Origin of the sequence: Sneathiella marina (assembly GCF_023746535.1) — a bacterium.
Classification (GTDB): Bacteria; Pseudomonadota; Alphaproteobacteria; order Sneathiellales; family Sneathiellaceae; genus Sneathiella; species Sneathiella marina.
The window spans coordinates 1,227,624-1,247,261 of the sequence record NZ_CP098747.1 but is presented as its reverse complement, the minus strand read 5'-3'; the positions used below and the strand labels follow the sequence as shown (position 1 = coordinate 1,247,261).

At 49.1% G+C, this 19,638-nt stretch carries 16 protein-coding genes; 6 read left to right on the top strand and 10 right to left on the bottom strand.

All coding sequences use genetic code 11. From position 1 onward, the window contains the following. Nucleotides 1–18 precede the first annotated feature (18 nt). Nucleotides 19–1,638 carry an MFS transporter gene (locus NBZ79_RS05965; protein WP_251936353.1) on the bottom strand — a complete coding sequence of 540 codons (1,620 nt, stop codon included), beginning with the start codon at nucleotides 1,636–1,638 and terminating at the stop codon, nucleotides 19–21. Between the two features lie 56 nt (nucleotides 1,639–1,694). Further along, nucleotides 1,695–3,008, bottom strand: a complete 1,314-nt coding sequence (locus NBZ79_RS05960; protein ID WP_251936351.1) for an MFS transporter — start codon at nucleotides 3,006–3,008, stop codon at nucleotides 1,695–1,697. 245 nt (nucleotides 3,009–3,253) lie between these two features. On the opposite strand from NBZ79_RS05960, the gene NBZ79_RS05955 reads away from it, so the two are divergent. Continuing rightward, a complete protein-coding gene (locus NBZ79_RS05955; protein WP_251936348.1) occupies nucleotides 3,254–3,952 on the top strand; it encodes a cyclic nucleotide-binding domain-containing protein in 699 nt (232 codons plus the stop codon). Nucleotides 3,953–4,061: 109 nt separating this feature from the next. Here the strand turns inward: NBZ79_RS05955 and purU are convergent, their stop codons facing one another. The 6 genes from purU to NBZ79_RS05925 all read right to left on the bottom strand — a co-directional run bounded on the left by purU (nucleotide 4,062) and on the right by NBZ79_RS05925 (nucleotide 10,629). Continuing rightward, nucleotides 4,062–4,931, bottom strand: a complete 870-nt coding sequence (purU, locus tag NBZ79_RS05950; RefSeq protein WP_251936345.1) for a formyltetrahydrofolate deformylase — start codon at nucleotides 4,929–4,931, stop codon at nucleotides 4,062–4,064. A gap of 192 nt (nucleotides 4,932–5,123) precedes the next feature. Then, nucleotides 5,124–6,104, bottom strand: a complete 981-nt coding sequence (locus tag NBZ79_RS05945) for an ABC transporter ATP-binding protein (protein WP_251936342.1) — start codon at nucleotides 6,102–6,104, stop codon at nucleotides 5,124–5,126. Next, nucleotides 6,101–7,096 carry an ABC transporter ATP-binding protein gene (locus NBZ79_RS05940; RefSeq protein ID WP_251936340.1) on the bottom strand — a complete coding sequence of 332 codons (996 nt, stop codon included), beginning with the start codon at nucleotides 7,094–7,096 and terminating at the stop codon, nucleotides 6,101–6,103. The genes NBZ79_RS05945 and NBZ79_RS05940 overlap by 4 nt, the downstream gene beginning before the upstream one ends. Then, nucleotides 7,096–7,986, bottom strand: coding sequence for an ABC transporter permease (locus NBZ79_RS05935; protein ID WP_251936338.1), 891 nt, complete (start codon nucleotides 7,984–7,986; stop codon nucleotides 7,096–7,098). Before NBZ79_RS05935 ends, NBZ79_RS05940 begins: the two co-directional genes overlap by 1 nt. Next, nucleotides 7,983–8,951, bottom strand: a complete 969-nt coding sequence (locus tag NBZ79_RS05930) for an ABC transporter permease (RefSeq protein ID WP_251936336.1) — start codon at nucleotides 8,949–8,951, stop codon at nucleotides 7,983–7,985. Before NBZ79_RS05930 ends, NBZ79_RS05935 begins: the two co-directional genes overlap by 4 nt. 79 nt (nucleotides 8,952–9,030) lie before the next feature. Then, nucleotides 9,031–10,629 (bottom strand): ABC transporter substrate-binding protein, encoded by a 1,599-nt coding sequence (locus NBZ79_RS05925; protein WP_251936335.1) that lies wholly within the window; start codon nucleotides 10,627–10,629, stop codon nucleotides 9,031–9,033. Nucleotides 10,630–10,758: 129 nt separating this feature from the next. On the opposite strand from NBZ79_RS05925, the gene NBZ79_RS05920 reads away from it, so the two are divergent. Genes NBZ79_RS05920 through NBZ79_RS05905 form a run of 4 tightly spaced genes read left to right on the top strand, consistent with a single transcriptional unit; the run spans nucleotide 10,759 to nucleotide 16,480 of the window. After that, nucleotides 10,759–11,367, top strand: coding sequence for a helix-turn-helix domain-containing protein (locus NBZ79_RS05920; RefSeq protein ID WP_251936333.1), 609 nt, complete (start codon nucleotides 10,759–10,761; stop codon nucleotides 11,365–11,367). A gap of 19 nt (nucleotides 11,368–11,386) precedes the next feature. Then, nucleotides 11,387–13,036 (top strand): amidohydrolase, encoded by a 1,650-nt coding sequence (locus tag NBZ79_RS05915; RefSeq protein ID WP_251936331.1) that lies wholly within the window; start codon nucleotides 11,387–11,389, stop codon nucleotides 13,034–13,036. Further along, entirely contained in the window at nucleotides 13,033–13,968 is a 936-nt protein-coding gene (locus NBZ79_RS05910) for a CobW family GTP-binding protein (RefSeq protein ID WP_251936329.1), read from the top strand. The genes NBZ79_RS05915 and NBZ79_RS05910 overlap by 4 nt, the downstream gene beginning before the upstream one ends. Nucleotides 13,969–14,014: 46 nt before the next feature. Next, a complete protein-coding gene (locus NBZ79_RS05905) occupies nucleotides 14,015–16,480 on the top strand; it encodes a GcvT family protein (RefSeq protein WP_251936327.1) in 2,466 nt (821 codons plus the stop codon). Nucleotides 16,481–16,636: 156 nt separating this feature from the next. Here the strand turns inward: NBZ79_RS05905 and NBZ79_RS05900 are convergent, their stop codons facing one another. Both NBZ79_RS05900 and NBZ79_RS05895 read right to left on the bottom strand, forming a co-directional pair. Next, nucleotides 16,637–17,845, bottom strand: coding sequence for a diaminopropionate ammonia-lyase (locus NBZ79_RS05900; protein WP_251936325.1), 1,209 nt, complete (start codon nucleotides 17,843–17,845; stop codon nucleotides 16,637–16,639). Between the two features lies 1 nt (nucleotide 17,846). Further along, nucleotides 17,847–19,031: an amidohydrolase gene (locus NBZ79_RS05895; RefSeq protein WP_251936323.1), complete on the bottom strand. Its 1,185-nt coding sequence runs from the start codon at nucleotides 19,029–19,031 to the stop codon at nucleotides 17,847–17,849. 120 nt (nucleotides 19,032–19,151) lie between these two features. On the opposite strand from NBZ79_RS05895, the gene NBZ79_RS05890 reads away from it, so the two are divergent. Beyond that, entirely contained in the window at nucleotides 19,152–19,610 is a 459-nt protein-coding gene (locus NBZ79_RS05890) for an Lrp/AsnC family transcriptional regulator (protein WP_251936320.1), read from the top strand. The last annotated feature ends 28 nt before the right edge of the window (nucleotides 19,611–19,638 follow it).

Here is a 19,638-nt window from a genome sequence, read left to right as displayed (position 1 = left end):
ACTCCCAAAAATGTTGAATTACGGGTTCTTCACATAGGCGCTCTTGCGCAGGTAGAACCACCAATTGATCAAGATACAAACGCCGTAGAAAATGGCGAAACCGTACAGTGCGTATTCAGGGGTTGTCGCCTTGATCTGCTCACCGAAAACCTGGGGAATGATAAAGGCGCCATACGCGGCAATGGCGGATGTCCAGCCAAGAACCGGACCCGCCTGTTCCTTGTCAAATACGATAGCAATCGTCCGGAAGGTTGATCCATTGCCAATGCCTGTCGCCGCAAACAGCAGGATGAACAAAATGAGGAAGGGGAAAAAATAAACTTCCGGCGTCATTGATCCATAAGCCACCTTCATGAAGTAAGCGACACCCAGGGCAGAACAAACCATCACAACACTGATGATCTGGGTCACCCGTGCTCCGCCAAATTTATCCGCCATTTTTCCGCCGACGGGACGGATGAGCGCGCCGATAAAAGGCCCCATCCAGGCATACATCAGGGCACTCGGTCCGTTCGGATTAACAACGTCATGGGTCATTACGCCATCGACCATACCGTGCTGGAAGCCAAAAATAACCTTGATCGCCAGCGGCAGCGCCGCGGAAAATCCGATGAAGCTGCCAAACGTCATGGTATAAATTACCGTCATCGCCCAGGTATGTTTGTTATCGAAAATTTTGAACTGACGTTTCAGGTTAGTTTGAGTCTTCCCCGGGATAAGTTTCATACAGAACAGGGTCGCAACGATGACAATTGGCAGAACGAGCCATTTCGACAGCATCAGCCCCGACCCACCAACACCGGCTGGCAGCATAAGCCACAAACCAAAGACAGATGTTCCAAGACCGATCAGCAGCATCCCCCCGATTTTCAGGAACCCGCCGATCGCCGAGTCCGCGTCGGGCGAGACATATTCATCACGGATATTATTCATGCCAAACCAGACGGTAATAGCGAGCGGCACTAAAAACAGAAGCCAGATATAGCCGGCATTCTGGATATAGGTTTCCGTTCCCGCCGGAATTTTCCCGATCAGGGTCCCGGACGCATTTTCCAGGATCATCGGATCCCCGCCAAACAGGCCAAAAGTCATAACAAGTGGCACCAGGATCTGCATGGTCGTCACGCCAAAATTTCCCAAACCGGCGTTCATGCCAAGCGCATAACCCTGTATCTTTTTTGGGTAAAAAAAGCTGATATTAGACATGGAGGACGCAAAATTACCGCCGCCAAAGCCGCTCAAAAGCGCCATGATCTGAAATTGCCAGAGCGTTGAGTTCGGGGTCTGCAACAACATCCCGGTACCAAGCGCCGGGATGATCAGAAGCGCGGTCGTGAAGAATATTGTATAGCGCCCTCCGGCGAGCCGGATAAAGAACGAGCTTGGAATACGGAGCGTCGCGCCGGAAAGACCTGCAATAGCTGTGAGTGTGAACAACTCATGACGCTCAAACGGAAAGCCGAGATTGATCATCTGCACAGTAATGATACCCCAGTAGAGCCAAACCGCAAATCCGCAAAGCAAGGATGGGATGGATATCCACAAGTTGCGGGTGGCGATGGATTTTCCCTCGCTTGCCCACTGGGCCTCATTATCAGGATCCCATCCTCTCAGATCATGTGTTTTCAGATCAGACATTCTATACTCCTGTTTGCCCCTCGGCCGCCTATTGCGTCTCGCGGTGGCGTTGAATTTCAATGCTCATGCAGACTTTCAAGTTCCGGCAAATTGCGCGGTCCCCGAAGCTGTGGAATCTGTTTCTTTTCCATGCGCAGGATCGTGAAATGCATCCAGGTCAGCGCAACAGCGATAATGAGTGTCAGCAGCATGAAGCAGCTCGTCCAGACGCCCGTGACATCATTCATGAAACCGAAGGCAATCGGCAGGCAGAAGCCGCCAAGACCGCCTATCAGGCCAACGATGCCGCCGACAGAGCCAACATGCTCCGGATAGTAAGTCGGGATGTGCTTGTAGACAGCTGCTTTGCCCAAAGACATGAAAAAGCCGAGGACAATTGTCAGGACAACGAACAGCCAAAGCGGAATGGTGATATTGAATTCAATCGGCCCCTCAATTCCCGCCACCGTATAGTCCGTGGACGGATAGGAGAGGAAAAAGGTGCAGGCAACACTCGCAATAAAGGTCCAGTACATCACTGTTCGCGCACCCCATTTATCGGACATCCATCCCCCGAGCGCGCGGAATACTGACCCCGGCAGCGCATAGGCGGCAGCCAGCATGCCGGCAGTTTTGAGCTCCAGGCCGTAGGCCCCTACATAGTAGCGGGGCAGCCAGAGTGCGAGCGCAACATAGGCGCCGAAGACAAAGAAGTAATAAAGCGAGAAGCGCCAGACTTGCAGGTTCTTCAGAGGCTCCAGCTGCGCGACAAAGGACGCATGTTTTTCACCCGCTTTTTTACGTGCGGCAACATCAGGGTCTTCCTTGGTGAACAGAAAAAACAGGACGGCTGCGACAGCCATTATGACGGCATAAACCTGTGCGACGCCCTGCCATTGACCACCAACAAGGACCAGCAGGAACGGTGCACAGAAATTGGTCACCGCTGCACCAACATTCCCCATACCAAAAATGCCTAATGCAGTTCCCTGTTTTTCTTTTGGATACCATTTGGCGACATAGGCGACACCAACTGCGAAGCTGCCACCGGCGAGACCAACGCCGAGGGCGGCGACCAAAAACATCTCATATGTCGTGACCAGGGTCAGGAGATAAGCCGCAAAAGCTGTCAGCAGCATTTGGATCGTATAAACCAGGCGGCCGCCATATTGATCTGTCCAGATGCCAAGAAAAATTCGGCTTACCGAGCCGGTCAGTATCGGTGTAGCAACCAACACACCGAATTGCGTATCGGTCAGCCCCAGATCTGCCTTGATCTTGATCCCGATGATCGAAAAGATCGTCCAAACGGCGAAACATACAGTAAAGGTAAGAGTACTGGCAGCCAGCGCCCTCTTTTGATCGCCCGCACTTATATGCATCATACTCATAAATTTATCCCCTCTCGCACCGTACTTTGCCGGACAGGTCAGTCGTTCTTGGAGTAATGGAGCGCGGTTATGACAGTGAAGGGTTGATCCAAATCAACGGTGTGAAGCTTTGGTATAAAAACAAGCTTGCTACTGGCAAAAATCAGAAGATGTCTTTTGAAAAATCAAGAACAAAAATAATTAATATGGATTTCACGATACAAGTTGACTAAAGTGTTTCTTGATAAATATCAATTGAGGGACAGATGCGATCCGCTGACTTACCAGAAGTACGGTCTATTCACCTCTTCCAGGCCATGGAGGAGGAGACATTTGATTCCATTGTCAAGGCCGCCTATTTCCAGACTTTTCCAGATCATGTCGTACTTATTGAGGAAGGCGATCCGGCAGATTTCCTCTATGTTGTCGTCGAAGGATGTGTCGAGCTGTACGCCTCTGCGAATGGCCGGGAAACCACGATGGCGATGGTGTCTCCAGTTGGGACTTTTATTCTTGCAGCAGTCTTGAAGGATGCCGTGCATCTGATGTCAGCACGCACTAGTCAGCGATCTCGTATCTTAATGATCCCTTCAGAAGATATCCGTGCCGCCTTCGTCAAGGATCCCGCCTTTGCCGGAGCAATCATTCAGGAATTGGCAAACTGCTATCGTTCTGTGGTCAAGGAGCATAAAAACCTAAAGCTCCGAACAGGCGTCGAACGACTGGCAAACCGGTTGCTGCGCTATCATAATGACCAGGGCTGTCATGGCTTCCTGTTACTTCCCCATGATAAACGAACACTGGCCTCTCTTTTGGGAATGGCACCTGAAAATCTCTCCCGAGCTTTCAACACCTTGAAGCCTTATGGCGTAACCGTCGACGGAGCAAAGGTACATCTTGGCGACATCTCCGCCCTTGAAGCTCTTGCAAAACCGAGCCAGCTCATCGACGCCCGATCAGTGTAGAGATCAACAAATTTTAGCAAGAATGTCCTGTCACACTAAGCGTAATCTTGAGAATGGGCATCTGCTTACCGTTATCATGACTATTCGCGATTTCCATTATGAAACGGCTTTATTGTTCAAATACCACCGTACGGCTACCGTTTACAAACACCCGTTCTTCTGCATGTAATTTTATGGCACGGGAGAGAACCCGAGATTCAATATCTCGGCCACGACTGACAAGCTCGTCCGGATCACAGGCGTGATTTACCCGCTCCGTCCCCTGCTCAATTATAGGCCCTTCATCCAGATCGGGGGTAACATAATGCGCCGTTGCGCCAATATGCTTCACTCCCCTATCCCAGGCCTTATGATAGGGTTTCGCCCCTTTGAAGGCCGGTAGAAACGAATGATGGATATTGATGATTTTACCGAAATATTTAGAGCTGAATTCGTCAGACAATATTTGCATATAACGCGCCAGCACAATTAACTCCGCGCCCGTTCTGACAACCAGTTCATCGAGCTTTGCTTCCTGCTCAGACTTGTTTTCCTTTGTAACAGGCCAAAGGTGAAATGGGATGCCAAGCCTTTCGATGGTTGCCCGCGCATCCGGATGGTTGGAAACAGCAGCAACAATTTTTATCGGCAGGGTTTCTGTCTGTACGCGATACAATATATCCTGAAGACAGTGATCGAATTTTGAGACCATCAGGATCGTTGGTACTATTTGTTGGGAAGACGCGATGAGCACATTTGCTGAAAATTCATCTCGGAACCTGTCCAGACTATCTTGCAGATCAGCTAGTTTGACGCCTGCCGTACTACAGTCAAGACGCATGAAAAACTGCCCGGTTCCATCCTCCCGCTTCGTGCCTGTATCCGGTTGAAAAAACTGTGAACTTTCCAAGATATTACAGCCCAGTTCACTTAACAGGCTTGATAATCTGGAAACAATTCCCGTGCGATCAGCGCAATTTATTTTAACTATTGTCGTCATTCCGTATCCCAATTGTTTGAGCTATATCTTTGGCTTTGTGGCATTACGTTTTCGAATGTTCTTCCGGTATTTTCAGTACTTTTTTTTGTAACGGTAATCGTTCAAGACTCCCTTTCGGCAAAATGCCCAATCACCATCAATCCAGAAACCTTTTATTTTTCCGGTGCGGTCACAAAGAGCAGTCCCAGGTTCCTAGTTAAAATTTCCGACAGGATCAACCCGCAAACATGCAACACTATGTTCAGGTGATATATTTTGAAGTGCCGGCGCCTCTTCCTCACAGGCAGGGGTAACGAAAGGGCAACGGCTTGCGAAACGGCATCCTTTTGGCAAGGAGATCGGGCTTGGAGGATCACCCTCAAGCATAATTCGCTCCCCCTTTGGTTTACCGAGAGAATCTGCGGAGGGCACGGCTGAAATAAGAGCCTTGGTATAAGGGTGCAGGGGGTTACGAAAAATCTCCTGTTTGGAGCCGCGCTCAACAATTTGGCCAAGATACATCACCGCTATTTCATCGCAGATATGCTGCACTACCGCGAGATCATGGCTGATAAAGAGATAGGTTAGCTCAAATTCTGCCTTTAGCCGGGCGAGCAGATTTAAAACCTGGGCTTGAATAGCCACATCAAGGGCTGATACAGGCTCATCACAGACAATAAGATCTGGCTGTGTCGCGAGGGCACGAGCGATACCGATGCGCTGTCTCTGTCCACCGGAAAACTGATGTGGAAAAAGTGATTGCTGTTCCGGCCGTAAACCAACTATTTCGAAAAGTTCTGCCACCCGGGCAGCCCGCTCTCGAGCAGTACCCATTTTCATCAGTTTTAGCGGTCGTTCAACAATTGAGCCGACGCGCTCTCGAGGGTTAAGGGATGCGTAAGGATCCTGAAAGACAATTTGCATCTTTCGCCGCATCTGGCGAAGAGAATCACCACCAAGATGTGTAATATCCTCCCCATCGAGAGAGACCTGCCCTGCTGTCGGATCAACCAGCCGCACGCAGGCAAGCGCCGTTGTTGTCTTACCTGATCCACTTTCGCCAACCAGGCCAAAAGCGACCCCGCGGTCAATGGAAAAAGAAACTCCGTCCACCGCATGAACAGTAGCGCCGTCACGCGTTGGGAAATGGACCTTGAGATCCTCGACGTCCAAAAGGGATGGGGAATTTATCATGCAGTATCCTCCGTATCCAGCCAACAGGCGACAGATCGGTTCTTCGACATAAACTTTGTTGGAGGAAATTCGGCCCGGCATCGATCTAAAACTTGAGCGCAGCGCGGTGCGAAGGCGCAACCGACACGTGCCAATTCAGCGGCACTTGGGACCACCCCCGGTATCTCGAACAATGCATCAGGATTGTCTGCTGGATCAACCTGCAACGTCGGGATACAGGATATGAGGCCCTGTGTATAGGGATGGCGTGGTGTACGTATAAAGTCAACCACGGGTCCTTCCTCTATCTTGCGGCCGGCATACATCACCATGACCCGGTCCGTCATTTCCGCCACGACACCTATGTCATGGGTGATAAGGATGATAGCTGTTTTGGTCTTTTCCTGAAGGCCTCGAAAGAGATCAAATATCTGTGCTTGAACTGTAACATCAAGAGCTGTCGTCGGCTCGTCCGCGATCAGCAATTTGGGCTCGCATATCAGTGAAATAGCGATCATTACCCGTTGACGCATCCCACCTGATAGTTGATGTGGATAATCATCAATACGTTTTTCAGGGGAAGGGATACCAACCAGACGTAACATCTCAATTGCCCGATCCCGTGCCTCTGACCGTCGGATACCAAAATGCGCACGCGCGGTTTCAGCGATCTGTTCTCCGACAGAGAATACAGGGTTAAGTGACGTCATGGGTTCCTGAAAAACCATGGAAATGTCGTTGCCCCTTATTTGCTGAAGTGCGGCTTCGCTGGCCTGCACAAGATCTTTCCCCTCCAACAGGATTTTTCCGCGAGATATTCGGCCCGGAGGATTTGGAACCAGCCCCATGACCGCAAGTGCTGTCATGCTCTTCCCGCACCCCGATTCACCGACTATGCCCAATGTCTCACCATACGCGACATCGAAGCTGAGATTGCGTACAACGGGGACTTCCATTCCGTCTATCTGAAAAACCACTTCCAGATCCTGTACAGATAGCAATGGGGCGCTCATTACCTTTTCCTCAATTTTGGGTTTAAGGCGTCATTCAGCCCGTCGCCGACCAAGCTTATGGCTAGAACCGTCAGAAAAATGGCGATACCAGGGAAAGTAACCCCCCACCAGCTATCAAGAATATAAGGCCGGTTGTCGCCAATCATGCGGCCCCAGCTCATATTGTTGGGATCACTTAGACCGAGGAATGCGAGCCCCGCCTCAAACAGGATCGCCGTGCCGATACTAAGGGCAGCCGATACAATGAGCGGTGGTGCTGCGTTCGGCAGGATCACCGCCCAGATCATCCGCCGGTTTTTAGCGCCGATGGCTCGTTCCGCGCGTACATAATCCATCTCACGCAAGCGCAGAAATTCTGCCCGAGTGAGCCGGGCTGTGCTGGTCCAGGAGACAATACCAATGGCAATTGCGATATTGGTTAATGTGGCAGAGAAAAGCATCACGACTACCATCGCCAAAAGAAGATTGGGCAAAACCTGAAAAAATTCAGTGATCCGCATCAGCAGATTATCGACCCAACCTCCGTAGTAACCAGCTAACGCACCAATTGTCACGCCGATCAAAACTGTCAGTACCGCAGCCGACGCACCAATTGTAAGGGTAATTCGTCCGCCATTGATTAACCCTGCGAGAATGTCCCGCCCAAGGTAATCAGTGCCAAGCAGGTATTCCGATGCACCTGGTGGCGTTAGCGGCATCCAAACCATATCGGTGGGGGCAACCGAATAAACGATCGGGCCGACTAGCGAGAACAGGAGCACGAAGACCAGTAGTGTCAATCCGGCGACTGCAGACTGGTTGCTACGAAACATCTTCCAAGTCTGGCGTGCCGGTGAGACGGGTTTTTGCGAGGAATCTACATCAAAATCACTAAGGGATTGGTCGGTCATTTTGCGCTAATCCTTGGGTCGATCAGACGATAGGTAATATCAATGAGAATATTGACGATCAAAACGAGCAGTGCGGAGAAAAATAATATACCGAGTAGAGTAGGAGAATCACGTCGTAATATTGACTCAAATGCCAGTGTACCGAGGCCAGGCCAAGCAAAGACAGTTTCCACCAACACGGCGCCAGAGATGACTTGCGCAAATTGTAGACCCGCAAATGTCACTACTGGCAGGATCGCATTGCGAAGCGCATGTTTATAGACGACGAGGAAACGGCTCAGTCCTTTTGCGCGGGCGGTACGGACATAATCAGACTCCAATACTTCCAGCATACTCGCCCGCGAAAGACGGCTATAAAAGGCAAGGTATATGGAAGCCAGCGTGAGGACGGGAAGTACGAGATGTCGCGCCACATCCAAAATATATGCAAAACTCCCTGACGGCGTATCCGCGGAGACCATACCTGCTACAGGAAGGATCGGAATGGCAACCGCAAATAGAAGGATCAGCATGATACCAACCCAGAAAACCGGCGCCGAAAAACCGGCAAGCGATATTACTGTGACTAAATGGCTGAGAAATGAATTGCGTTTCTGAGCTGAAGCAATGCCGAGCGCTGTTCCGATGAAGAGAGCAAATAGAAGAGCCGTGACAACCAGCAACAATGTCGCGCCAATACGTTCCAATATCAGGTTGGTTACCGGCATATCATAATAATAACTATAGCCGAGGTCACCCTGTAGAACATTGCCAAGATATGTTAGCAACTGCACATGGAAAGGTTGATCTAGACCAAAACTGGCGCGAATTTCAGCGAGCAGTTCGGGTGTCGCCCCGCCCATTTCTCCAGCCAATACCTCAACCGGGTCCCCGGGTGCTATATGGATAAGCGTGAAATTGAGGATCAGTACCGCGAGCAGCAACGCGACCGCATTGCCGATCCTTTTGGATAATGATTTCACCATAGTATTTCCTGCGCGATTACATCCTACAAGAGAGAGGAGCCGCATGCCTGATTTCAAGCAGCGGCCCCATTTATCGGGCTTAGTTTTTCAGATATACTTCATGCCATGGCGCCAGAGGACCAAATACACTCGCAGGCGGATTTCCCACCTTTTTCGAGTAAACCGTGGCGGTAAAATCCTGCGGCATATAGATGAAGACGAGGTCTTCCGCAGCTTTACGCTGGATTTCAGCATATGTTGCCTTACGCTTGTCTAAATCAGTTTCGACGGCTGCGGCATCAAGCATCGCATCCATTGCTGGATCGCAATAGCCCTGCGTATTGGACCAGATTACGTTGCGAATATTGTCGCAATCAAAATGACGGTGCACTCCAATGACTGGATCAGGATAGTTGAAAGAGCCGTTCATTGTTGCCTGATAGTCAAAACTAGAGATCCGCTTTACCCAGGTACCAAAATCCGGAGCCTGGCGTAATTCAACCTTCACACCGATTTTACCCAGCTGAGATTGTGTATATTCTGCCATCGGAACATGAGCCTGTTTGGCCCAGCTTGGAATATCAAGGGTGAAGGAAAAACGCTCGCCATTTGCTCCAGCAGGATATCCGGCTTCGTCAAGCAGCTTCGCCGCCTTGTCGAGATCCGCTGTTATGCTGGGGACATCGCTTGTATAGAAAACGCTTCCTGTATGAAGCGGGCCTGTGCCGACAGTAGTCCGTCCACCAAACAGGATTTTCGCGATGAAATTTGTATCTATCGCGGTTGCCAGCGCTTCACGCACTTTGCGGTCGTTGAAGGGTTTATCTCGCAAATTTAACTCAAGATAGTGAATATACCCAATGGCGCCGTAACCTTCGGTTGTTACCGTGAGGTTACCGGTTTTTTCAAGCCGCTCTGCATCCGTCGGACGTATACCTGAGAAACCGATATAGTCGATTTCTCCTTTTTCCATCATTAAGACACGGGTCAAACTGTCCTTCACGACAGAAAAGACCAGCTTGTCGAGATAGGGTCGGTCTTTAATAAAAAATTCCTCGTTTTTTACCAGCACGAGGCGTTCAGCCGGCACATTCTCTGCCACTTTGAAAGGGCCGGATCCAACTACATTTTCCATGTTGCGTGGATGTTTTTTTACTTCCTGACCGTCACCATATACGTGTTTGGGCAGGATCGGCATCAAAAGCGGCTCCAAAGAGAGCAACAGCCCGGGGATAGGTGCAGAAAGCTGGAAGACAACCGTGCTGGGATCTGGGGTCTCGACAGAGGCCACATTTCCGAACATGGCTTTTCCGAACGGATGGTTGGTTTTCACTGTGTCCAGTGAAAAGGCAACATCCGCAGAAGTGATCGGCTTACCGTCATGAAATTTAGCACCTTGAACCAACTTGAAACTGTAACTCAGATTGTCGTCGGATACGCTCCAGCTTTCAGCGAGATATGGAGTCGCTTTGTAATCTTCATCTATTAATACAAGGCCGGCAAAAATCTGCGAACCTGGAACACCGGTCGCTGCACCGGACTGAACGCCCGGGTTCAACGTACGGTAACCGGTTGTGGTCGTGTTAAGAGTGCCGCCTGACTGAGGCTCCGCCAGAGGCGCCGTCGCGGCGCCAAGCAAAGCCGCAATCGCCAACGGGGCAATGATCGACAATGGGCGCATAAAATTGGATTTGAACATATCTGGATATTCTCCCTGAATGATTACAGATCATTTTTTTTCTTTAGTGACGAAAAAGGTTGCACCAAAAATGAAAAATTGCAAGAATATTTTCAGTTAACTGAATTTTATTATGAGATCATTCATATTATGCAATCAAAACAACATGAAATTTCAGATGAAGAAGTAAGCGCAAATTCGCAAATTCCAGTTGGACAGCAAATCCGCGAATTGCGTCGTGCTCGCGGATTGACACTGACCGATATGAAAAATGTCACCGGCCGGTCAGTCGGCAATCTGAGTGAAATGGAACGCGGTGTCAGTCCAATTACCATTGAAGCGCTGGATGCCATCGCCCTCGCCCTTGATGTATCGATTAATTGGTTTTTCAGCGGTACCGCCGTCGCCGCACCGGAAGAACGCGATGTAGTGGTAAGGCGCTCGGCACGTCGTGAGATCAATCTCAGTCAAGCCGGCACCCGGGAAGAATTATTATCGCCTAATCTTAAGGGACAGCTTGAGTTGATCCTGACAACATTTTCACCAGGTGCTGGTACCGGCGATGCAGGCCGTGCTCGCAAAGGGGAAGAAGGCGGCATGATAATCTCCGGTACGCTGGAACTTAGTGTCAATGGCAAGTCATATGTCCTTGAGGAAGGAGATAGTTTTCAGATGCTCGGTGCTGGCAAGCATTGGTGCCATAATCCAGGAGATGTCGATACTGTGGTCGTCTGGGCCATCAGCCCCGCAACCTATTAGCCGCAAGAGAGCTATTATTATGAGCGAAATTACAGTCTTTACTGCAAAAAACATCCGTACAATGAACCCACCGATGCCAGAAGCCAGTGCGGTTGCTGTCCGGGATGGACAGATCATTGAAGTGGGCACCTTGGAAACGCTGAAACCATGGCTTGACGCGCATCCTCACAGCATTGACCACCGTTTTGCAGACAAAATTTTAATGCCCGGGTTTATTGACCCTCATCTCCATCCGTCTTTGGGGGCGATATTGCTATCGTGTCATTTCATCACGGCAATGGAATGGAAGCTACCGGACCGTACTTGCGCCCCTGTCCGAAGTCACGTTGCGTATATTACTCGTTTACAAGAAATCAACGAAAGCATAGATGATCCGACGGAACCGCTGATTACCTGGGGGTACCATAAAATCTGGCATGGTGAAGTTTACAAAGAGGCGCTGAACGCGATATCCACCACCCGTCCCATTTTTGTTTGGCAACGTTCTTTTCACGAAATTATCGCAAACGACGCGGCGATTGAATGGATGGGGTTAGATCGTGAAGATCTTGAACGGCACCCGCAAATTGACCTCGCGACCGGTCGCTTTTATGAAACTGGACTTGCCATTGCGACTAAGGCAATGAACATGCATCTTTTTCAGCCTGAACGTTTCAAGCACGGACTGGAACTTGTAAAGAAGGCTATTCATCATGGAGGTCATACGACTATTGGAGAAATGGCCTATCCCCTGTTGGATGATGAGATCGAATGGCATTTCCTGAGTGAAGCACTGGAACGTGATGACGTTCCTTTCCGTATGCAAATTATTCCCCGTGGCGCTCTTCGTGGTACCTGGGAAGGATCCGCCGATGAAGAAGTCGCGCGTGTGGAAAGCTATGCATCGCGCGGAAGTCACCGTTTACAATTCGGCAATGGTATCAAACTTTTTACCGACGGAGGTTTCTTTGCCGAACTGATGCAGATGCAAGATCCAGGTTTCATCGACGGCCATCACGGAGAATGGCTCATGGCGCCTGAGATGTTTGAAGCTTTGGCACGGGCTTTCTGGAATTCAGGTAAGCGTATACATGTGCATTGTACCGGTGATCTCGGCGTTGAGCTGGCGCTCGACACGTTGGAAAAACTACAGTTTGAGCGACCGCGTATTAATCACCGCTTTACGATTGAACATTTTGGTGTTTCGACACCAGAGCAGGTCCGTCGCATAGCGGACCTTGGAGCGCTGGTTTCCGCCAATGTTTATTATGTTCATGAATTGGGAGAAGCCTATTGGCAACATTCAATTGGGTACGAACGAGCGTCACAAATGGCGAGGCTTGGTACTCTAGCGCAATATGGCGTGACGACGGCTTTGCATTCCGACTTTACAATGGCGCCTGCATTGCCGCTTAATTCTGCTTGGGTTGCTGTCAATCGGATTGCTGAATCAGGTGCCGTTCTGGGACCGGAAGAACGCATAGATTTGGATGCCGCCATGCGGGCGATCACAATCGATGCCGCTTATGTCATCGGCATGGAGCATGAAATTGGTTCTATTCGCGCCGGGAAGAAAGCCGATTTTACGGTTCTTGATATGGATCCCTGGGAAACACCCGTAGAACAACTCAAAGATATTCCTATTTGGGGTACTGTCTTCGAAGGACAACCCTTTCCCATTGACAAATGACCAGGCGCATTCCAATCACCCTGATCTCAGGATATTTGGGGGCGGGCAAAACAACCCTTATTAATCATCTTTTATCTGTAAGTGATGGCCAGCGGATCGCTGTATTGGTCAATGATTTCGGCGCAATTAATATTGACACTGCTCTTATCAAGGAACAGACAGATCAAGCGATAAGCCTCACCAACGGATGCGTTTGCTGTTCAATAACGGATGATCTTGGTGACGCGTTGGACGCGCAAGCTTCTCGGGACAACCCGCCTGACCTGGTTGTTCTTGAAGCAAGTGGTGTGGCAGATCCTATGCGTCTCGCGCGACATGCTGGGAATTGGCCCGGTTTTGAATTGGATGCAATTGTTACATTGCTTGATGCTGAGACGGTTCAGATGCGGGCACAGGACAAATTCGTCGGGCAATTGATACATAGCCAGATAAAAGCTGGAGATATTCTTGTACTGACCAAATCAGATATTGTGTCAGATGACAGGTGTCAGGACCTTAGGGATTGGATTGCGAGATTATCTCCAACTGTTTCCTTGATCACGGTAGACGCCGGAAAAATAGATCCAGCATTGTTGCTAGGACCGTCCTCGACCAAAACCGTGTCCCAGCGAATGGAGAACCCTCGGGAGGCAGATAATATTGCCACTTACCATTGGATTCCCTCCTCCCCGATCAATAAGCAGGACATGGCAGATTGTCTTTCCCTTCTTCCGCCAACAGTCCATCGGGTAAAAGGTTTCTTTTTTGACCAGGAGACCAAGGCGCTAACACTCTTACAGCGAGTTGGCAATCGTCTCACTTTTGACAGTGCGCCGAAAGGAGCAGAAGCAGGACTAGTCTTGATCGCAACAGGGAACAAATGCGATTTAGAGAATGAAGTAAAAACTATTGCTGAAAATCTCAAGCAACTGGCCGAGACAGCGCGTCAGTAGATACTCTCACGAACAAAAATTTTAATATGATAATAAGGATTTAGCTATGAGCGAGTTGCCCAAAAAGGCCCGCGTTGTCATTATCGGTGGCGGTGTGATCGGATGTTCGGTCGCTTATCATCTGACAAAACTTGGTTGGACAGATGTTGTTCTGCTGGAGCGAAAGCAGTTAACGTCTGGTACGACTTGGCATGCAGCAGGCCTTATTGCACAGCTTCGCGCATCTAAGAATATGACACGCCTTGCCAAATATAGTCAGGAACTTTACAGCCAACTTGAGGCAGAAACAGGCGTCGCAACGGGTATGCGTGAAACTGGCTCCATAACCGTTGCCCTGACGGAGGAAAGAAAAGAAGAACTACTCCGGCAAGCCTCCATGGCGCGCGCGTTTAATGTTGAAGTCGAGGAAATTAGCCCGACTGACGTCAAAGAGCGTTATGAATATATAAATTTGGAGGGAGTAAAAGGCGCAGTTTGGCTTCCTCACGATGGTCAGGGAGATCCTGGAAATATTGCTCTCGCGATGGCGAAAGGGGCACGACAGCGAGGCGCGCAAATTTTCGAACGAATTGCAGTGAATAATATTCGCGTATCAAACCGCCGAGCTGAGGGAATTGATTGGAAGGATGAAAATGGTGAAGTTGGCCACATTCAGACTGAGATGGTAGTGAATTGTGCGGGAATGTGGGGCCATCAAGTTGGTCGAATGGCAGGTGTAAATGTGCCACTTCATGCATGCGAGCATTTTTACATTGTTACCGAGAATATAAAGGGGCTGCCTAAGCTGCCTGTATTGAGAGTTCCTGACGAATGCTCCTATTACAAGGAAGACGCGGGAAAAATTCTGCTTGGCGCATTCGAGCCCATAGCCAAACCATGGGGTATGTCAGGTATCCCAGAAAGCTTTGAATTTGACCAACTGCCAGAAGATTTTGATCATTTTGAACCAATTCTTAACAACGCCGTAAATCGAATGCCAATCCTAGCAGAAACAGGCATCCAAACTTTCTTTAACGGTCCAGAGAGTTTTACCCCGGATGATGCTTACCATCTTGGCCGAGCGCCGGAGCTCGAAAATTTTTGGGTAGCAGCCGGGTTTAACTCTATTGGAATTCAATCTGCTGGCGGCGCTGGAATGGCACTTGCTCACTGGATGAATGACGGTGCAAAGCCATTCGATCTTAGTGATGTGGACATCACTCGAATGCAGCCCTTTCAGGGAAACAGCAAGTATCTTTTTGAACGGTCAAAAGAAACTTTGGGACTTCTCTATGCAGACCATTTTCCCTTTCGGCAAAAGGCGACGGCGCGTGGAATCCGGCGGTCTCCATTTCATCATGAAATGTTGGCTCAAGGCGCTGTTATGGGAGAAGTTTCAGGCTGGGAAAGGCCAAATTGGTTTGCTAACCCTGGCCAGGAACGACGTTATCATTACCGCTGGAAGCGGCAAAACTGGTTTGAGAACTCAGCGTCAGAGCATAAAGCAATTCGAGAGAATGTTGGAATGTATGATATGTCCTCCTTCGGCAAGATCCGGGTTGAAGGACATGATGCAGAAAAATTCCTGAACTACGTTGGTTCTGGAGATTTTTCCGTTCCAATTGGTAAGATTGTCTATACTCAATTTCTGAATAAAAAGGGTGGAATTGAGGCCGATGTAACGGTGACAAGGCTCTCGGAAACCGCTTATCTTGTAATTACGCCCGCGGGAACACGGCTCTCCGATCAACGCTGGCTGGAACGACACAGTGTCGATTTTCAAGTTGTCATCACCGATGTCACAGCGGGAGAGGCCGTACTTGCAGTAATGGGGCCGAATTCTCGCAAACTACTCCAAATGGTCAGTCCCAATGATTTTTCAAATACCAACAACCCCTTCGGTACTGCTCAGGATATCGAAATCGGTATGGGGTTGGCGCGGGCACACAGGGTTACGTATGTGGGGGAGCTTGGCTGGGAGATTTATGTTTCTTCTGATATGGCCGCCCATGTACTTGATACTCTATTGGAGGCAGGTCGAAAACTTGATCTCAAGTTATGCGGGATGCATACGATGGATAACTGCCGTCTCGAGAAAGCCTTTCGTCATTTCGGGCATGATATAACCTCTGAAGATCACGTTATTGATGCTGGACTTGGTTTCGCAGTAAGGACAAATAAGCCGGATTTCATTGGGCGCGCTGCCGTGCTTGCGCGAAAGGAGACGGGGCCGAAAATGCGGCTGTTACAATTCCTTTTATCTGACCCCGAACCCTTATTATTTCACAATGAACCCATTATCCGTGAGGGAGAGGTGGTTGGATATCTGACTTCTGGAGGTTATGGCCATACATTGGGAGCTGCTGTTGGGCTTGGATATGTCCCCAGCAAAGACGAAAAACTCTCTGAGATATTGGCTTCAAACTATGAGATTGAAGTGGCAGGTTGCCGTGTCAAAGCAAGTGTTTCACTAAAACCTATGTATGATCCATTATCAATACGAGCCAAGGACAATATTGTCTCATCCGTGTAAAGGCGAAAAATATGGTCCTGGCTCATTTTTGGTCGAGACAAGACCAATCCCCGGTAAGACGAAGAGGGCAAAAAGCGTACCGATCCAAGGTATTGGAATAAGCGCAAAGGTTTCTCTTCGCCTATGTCAAGTTGATGTAGCAGGCTTTTGAGTGCTTCAGGCGTGATCAGCTTCTTTCATCAATTCGGCATGAACTGCGGGATCCGTTATTCCCTCAGACCCGACAACAACTATTACCGAATTCCCATCCATTTCAAGAGCATCTCGCAGTTCCTCCCTTCGGGACGCCAAGATTGTCGCAGCCAAGCCGGCGACGGCAGATTCGCCAGCCTCTACGACCGGGTCTGTGCCGACGGGAGATTTTAACAAACGAAGTGTCGGGACGACAACTTCATCGGTAATAGTCATAAAGTCCTGAGCCTCTTCTTTTAGAATTGACCATGCCATATCAGATGGCTCTCCGCAGGACAAACCAGCCATTACCGTTTCACGTTCAATCTTTACGGTTTTCGTTTCGCCAGCCTTAGCACTCTCGAACAAACAGGCTGCGCGGTCCGGTTCTACGATGATGACCCGTGGACAGCTGTCTCCCCAATATTGTCGAAACGCTGCGCAGACAGACGCTGCAAGCCCACCAACGCCACCTTGCAAGAAGACATGGGTCGGGGGCATTTTGAGATTTTCGGCTATTTCTCCAACCATTACACCGTAACCGGCCATTACGTCCCGCGGTGGATCCGTGTAACCCTCCCACGAGGTATCAGAAACGACAAACCAGCCATTTTTCTCTGCTTCAAGCCGGGCAAGCCGAACTGACGCATCATAATCACCTTTTATCCGGATGACCGTCGCTCCCAGCTTCCGCATGGCTGTCGCCCTCCCCTCACTTACTTCTGCGTGGATATAAATACGACAAGGTGCACCAAACCTGTGACACCCCCACGCCAAAGAGCGACCGTGATTTCCATCTGTCGCAGATACAAGAGTTATATTAGATGCCTCTTTGGCGAAGCGCCCTTCGCGAACATCCTCAAGGGTTACACCACCAGCTAAGCCTATGGCTGTTTGTTTTTTATCGATTTCACGTCGCAAAATTTTCAGCGCGGCATAAGCTCCGCCAAGTGCTTTAAAACTTCCTAGGCCAAAACGTGGGCCTTCATCCTTGTAAAGGATGTCTTTCACGTTTAACTCGGATGCCAAACTCGTCAATCGAAGCAGTGGCGTTGGCGTGTAATTATTCCAGGCTTTAATTTCTTTAGCGGCATCGGCAAAATCCCTTGGTGTCAAGACTGTAGAATGTGCGTTCCCCTTTTTTGGTGTGTAACGGACAATGTCTATTTCAGATCTGTCAAAAAAACTGAACATACTAGGCATCTCCAATTGGCAAACGTTCTGCGACCAGGCTTGCCCAAAACCGAGCACCGATCATCAATGCATCATCGTTAAAATCATAATTTGAGGAGTGCAACGGTTTGCCATGTACATCCTCTACCCCATTACCCAAAAGCAAAAGGCATCCTGGAATAGCGGCCAAAAAATAAGCAAAATCCTCAGAAAATGACATGGGTTCGCGATCCGCAATAACCTGGTTCGTCACTCTTTTGGCGACACGGACAACGGCTGCCGCATTTTCAGAATGGTTGATTGTTTCTATGAACTCGGTTTGAAATTTGACGTGAACTTCGACATCATGTGTAGCAGCTACTCCGGTCGCGATCTGTCGCATTAAGCGCTCTATCTTAGTTCGATGCTCCGGATTTTGAGCTCGAACATCGCCTTTCAAAATAGTGAGCCCCGGAAGTATATTGCGAGCACCGTCGGTGATGAATTCCGTCACCGAAACAACAGCACCACTTCCTGGTGGAAGTTTACGCGCAACGATTGTCTGAAGCGCCTGGACAACTTCTGATCCAACCAAAATCGTGTCTACTCCAACGTCGGGCATTGAGGCATGGCCACCTTGCCCCTTAATCTCTATTTCAAACAAGCTTTCGCTATTGCAAATTAGACCGGCTCGAGTAGAAATTTCGCCAAGTGGTGCTCCCGGTAAATTGTGAATTGCATAAATTTCCTCGATCCCAAACCGAGCAAGAACCTCTTCTTCCAACATCGCTTTTGCACCCAAACCATTTTCTTCATTTGGCTGAAAAATGAAAATGACTGTTCCGTCAAAGGCCCGAGTTTCAGATAAATATTTTGCAGCGCCCAACAGCATAGCCATATGCCCGTCATGCCCACAGGCATGCATCGTTTTGGGAACGATGGACGCATAGTCATGCGTGGAGGTTTCCTGAATGGGAAGTGCATCCAATTCAGCCCTCAATGCGATAACTCTTTGAGAATTACCTGCTTTAAGGACCCCGACAACGCCCTTGTTTTGAAAAACTTCTATATTAAAACTTCGCAGCGCCTCTGCGACACAATCTGACGTGCGTTTTTCACGAAATCCAAGCTCTGGAAGACGATGCACATCATGGCGAAATTCAACCATGTAATCGCGCAGTGACGGGTCCAGTTCACAAGTTCTTACAGTGTCTGTTGTTTTGCACATATTTACATTTTCCTTCCTGCCGGAACTATATGCATAAAAGGAAGTGTGTTCTGCGCCGATCCGGGCTAAAATTTTCCTTTTTTCGTATTATATCAGTCGAAAAGGTCAGAATTTCAGAATATGGATATCTTTGATCGCAAAATACTTTCTGTTTTACAGACTAACTCGCGCCAGACAGCTGAAAAAATAGGTGAGATTGTGGGCTTGTCTTCTGCAGCAGTTCAAAAACGCATTAAAAAGATGCGTGACGCGAAAATTATTCTTAAGGAAATCGCCGTACTGGACCCAGCGCAATTGAACCAAAACGTGACTGTAATTGTTGAAGTATCTTTGAACCAGGAAAACAAAGAAGTGCTTGATGCGTTTAAAAAACGCATGCTTCACGCACCACAAGTACAGCAATGTTACTACACAACCGGTGTGGCTGATTTCATTGTGATTGTGGTCGTTAAGGATATGGCCGAGTACACGGAATTTACACATGAGTATTTCTTCAGCTCCTCGCAGGTAAACAAATTTACGAGCTCAGTTGTTATGGACAGAGTCAAAACCGAACTGAGTATTCGAGTGTATGATTAGATTTGCGTCAAATCGCCCGCCCCGCCGC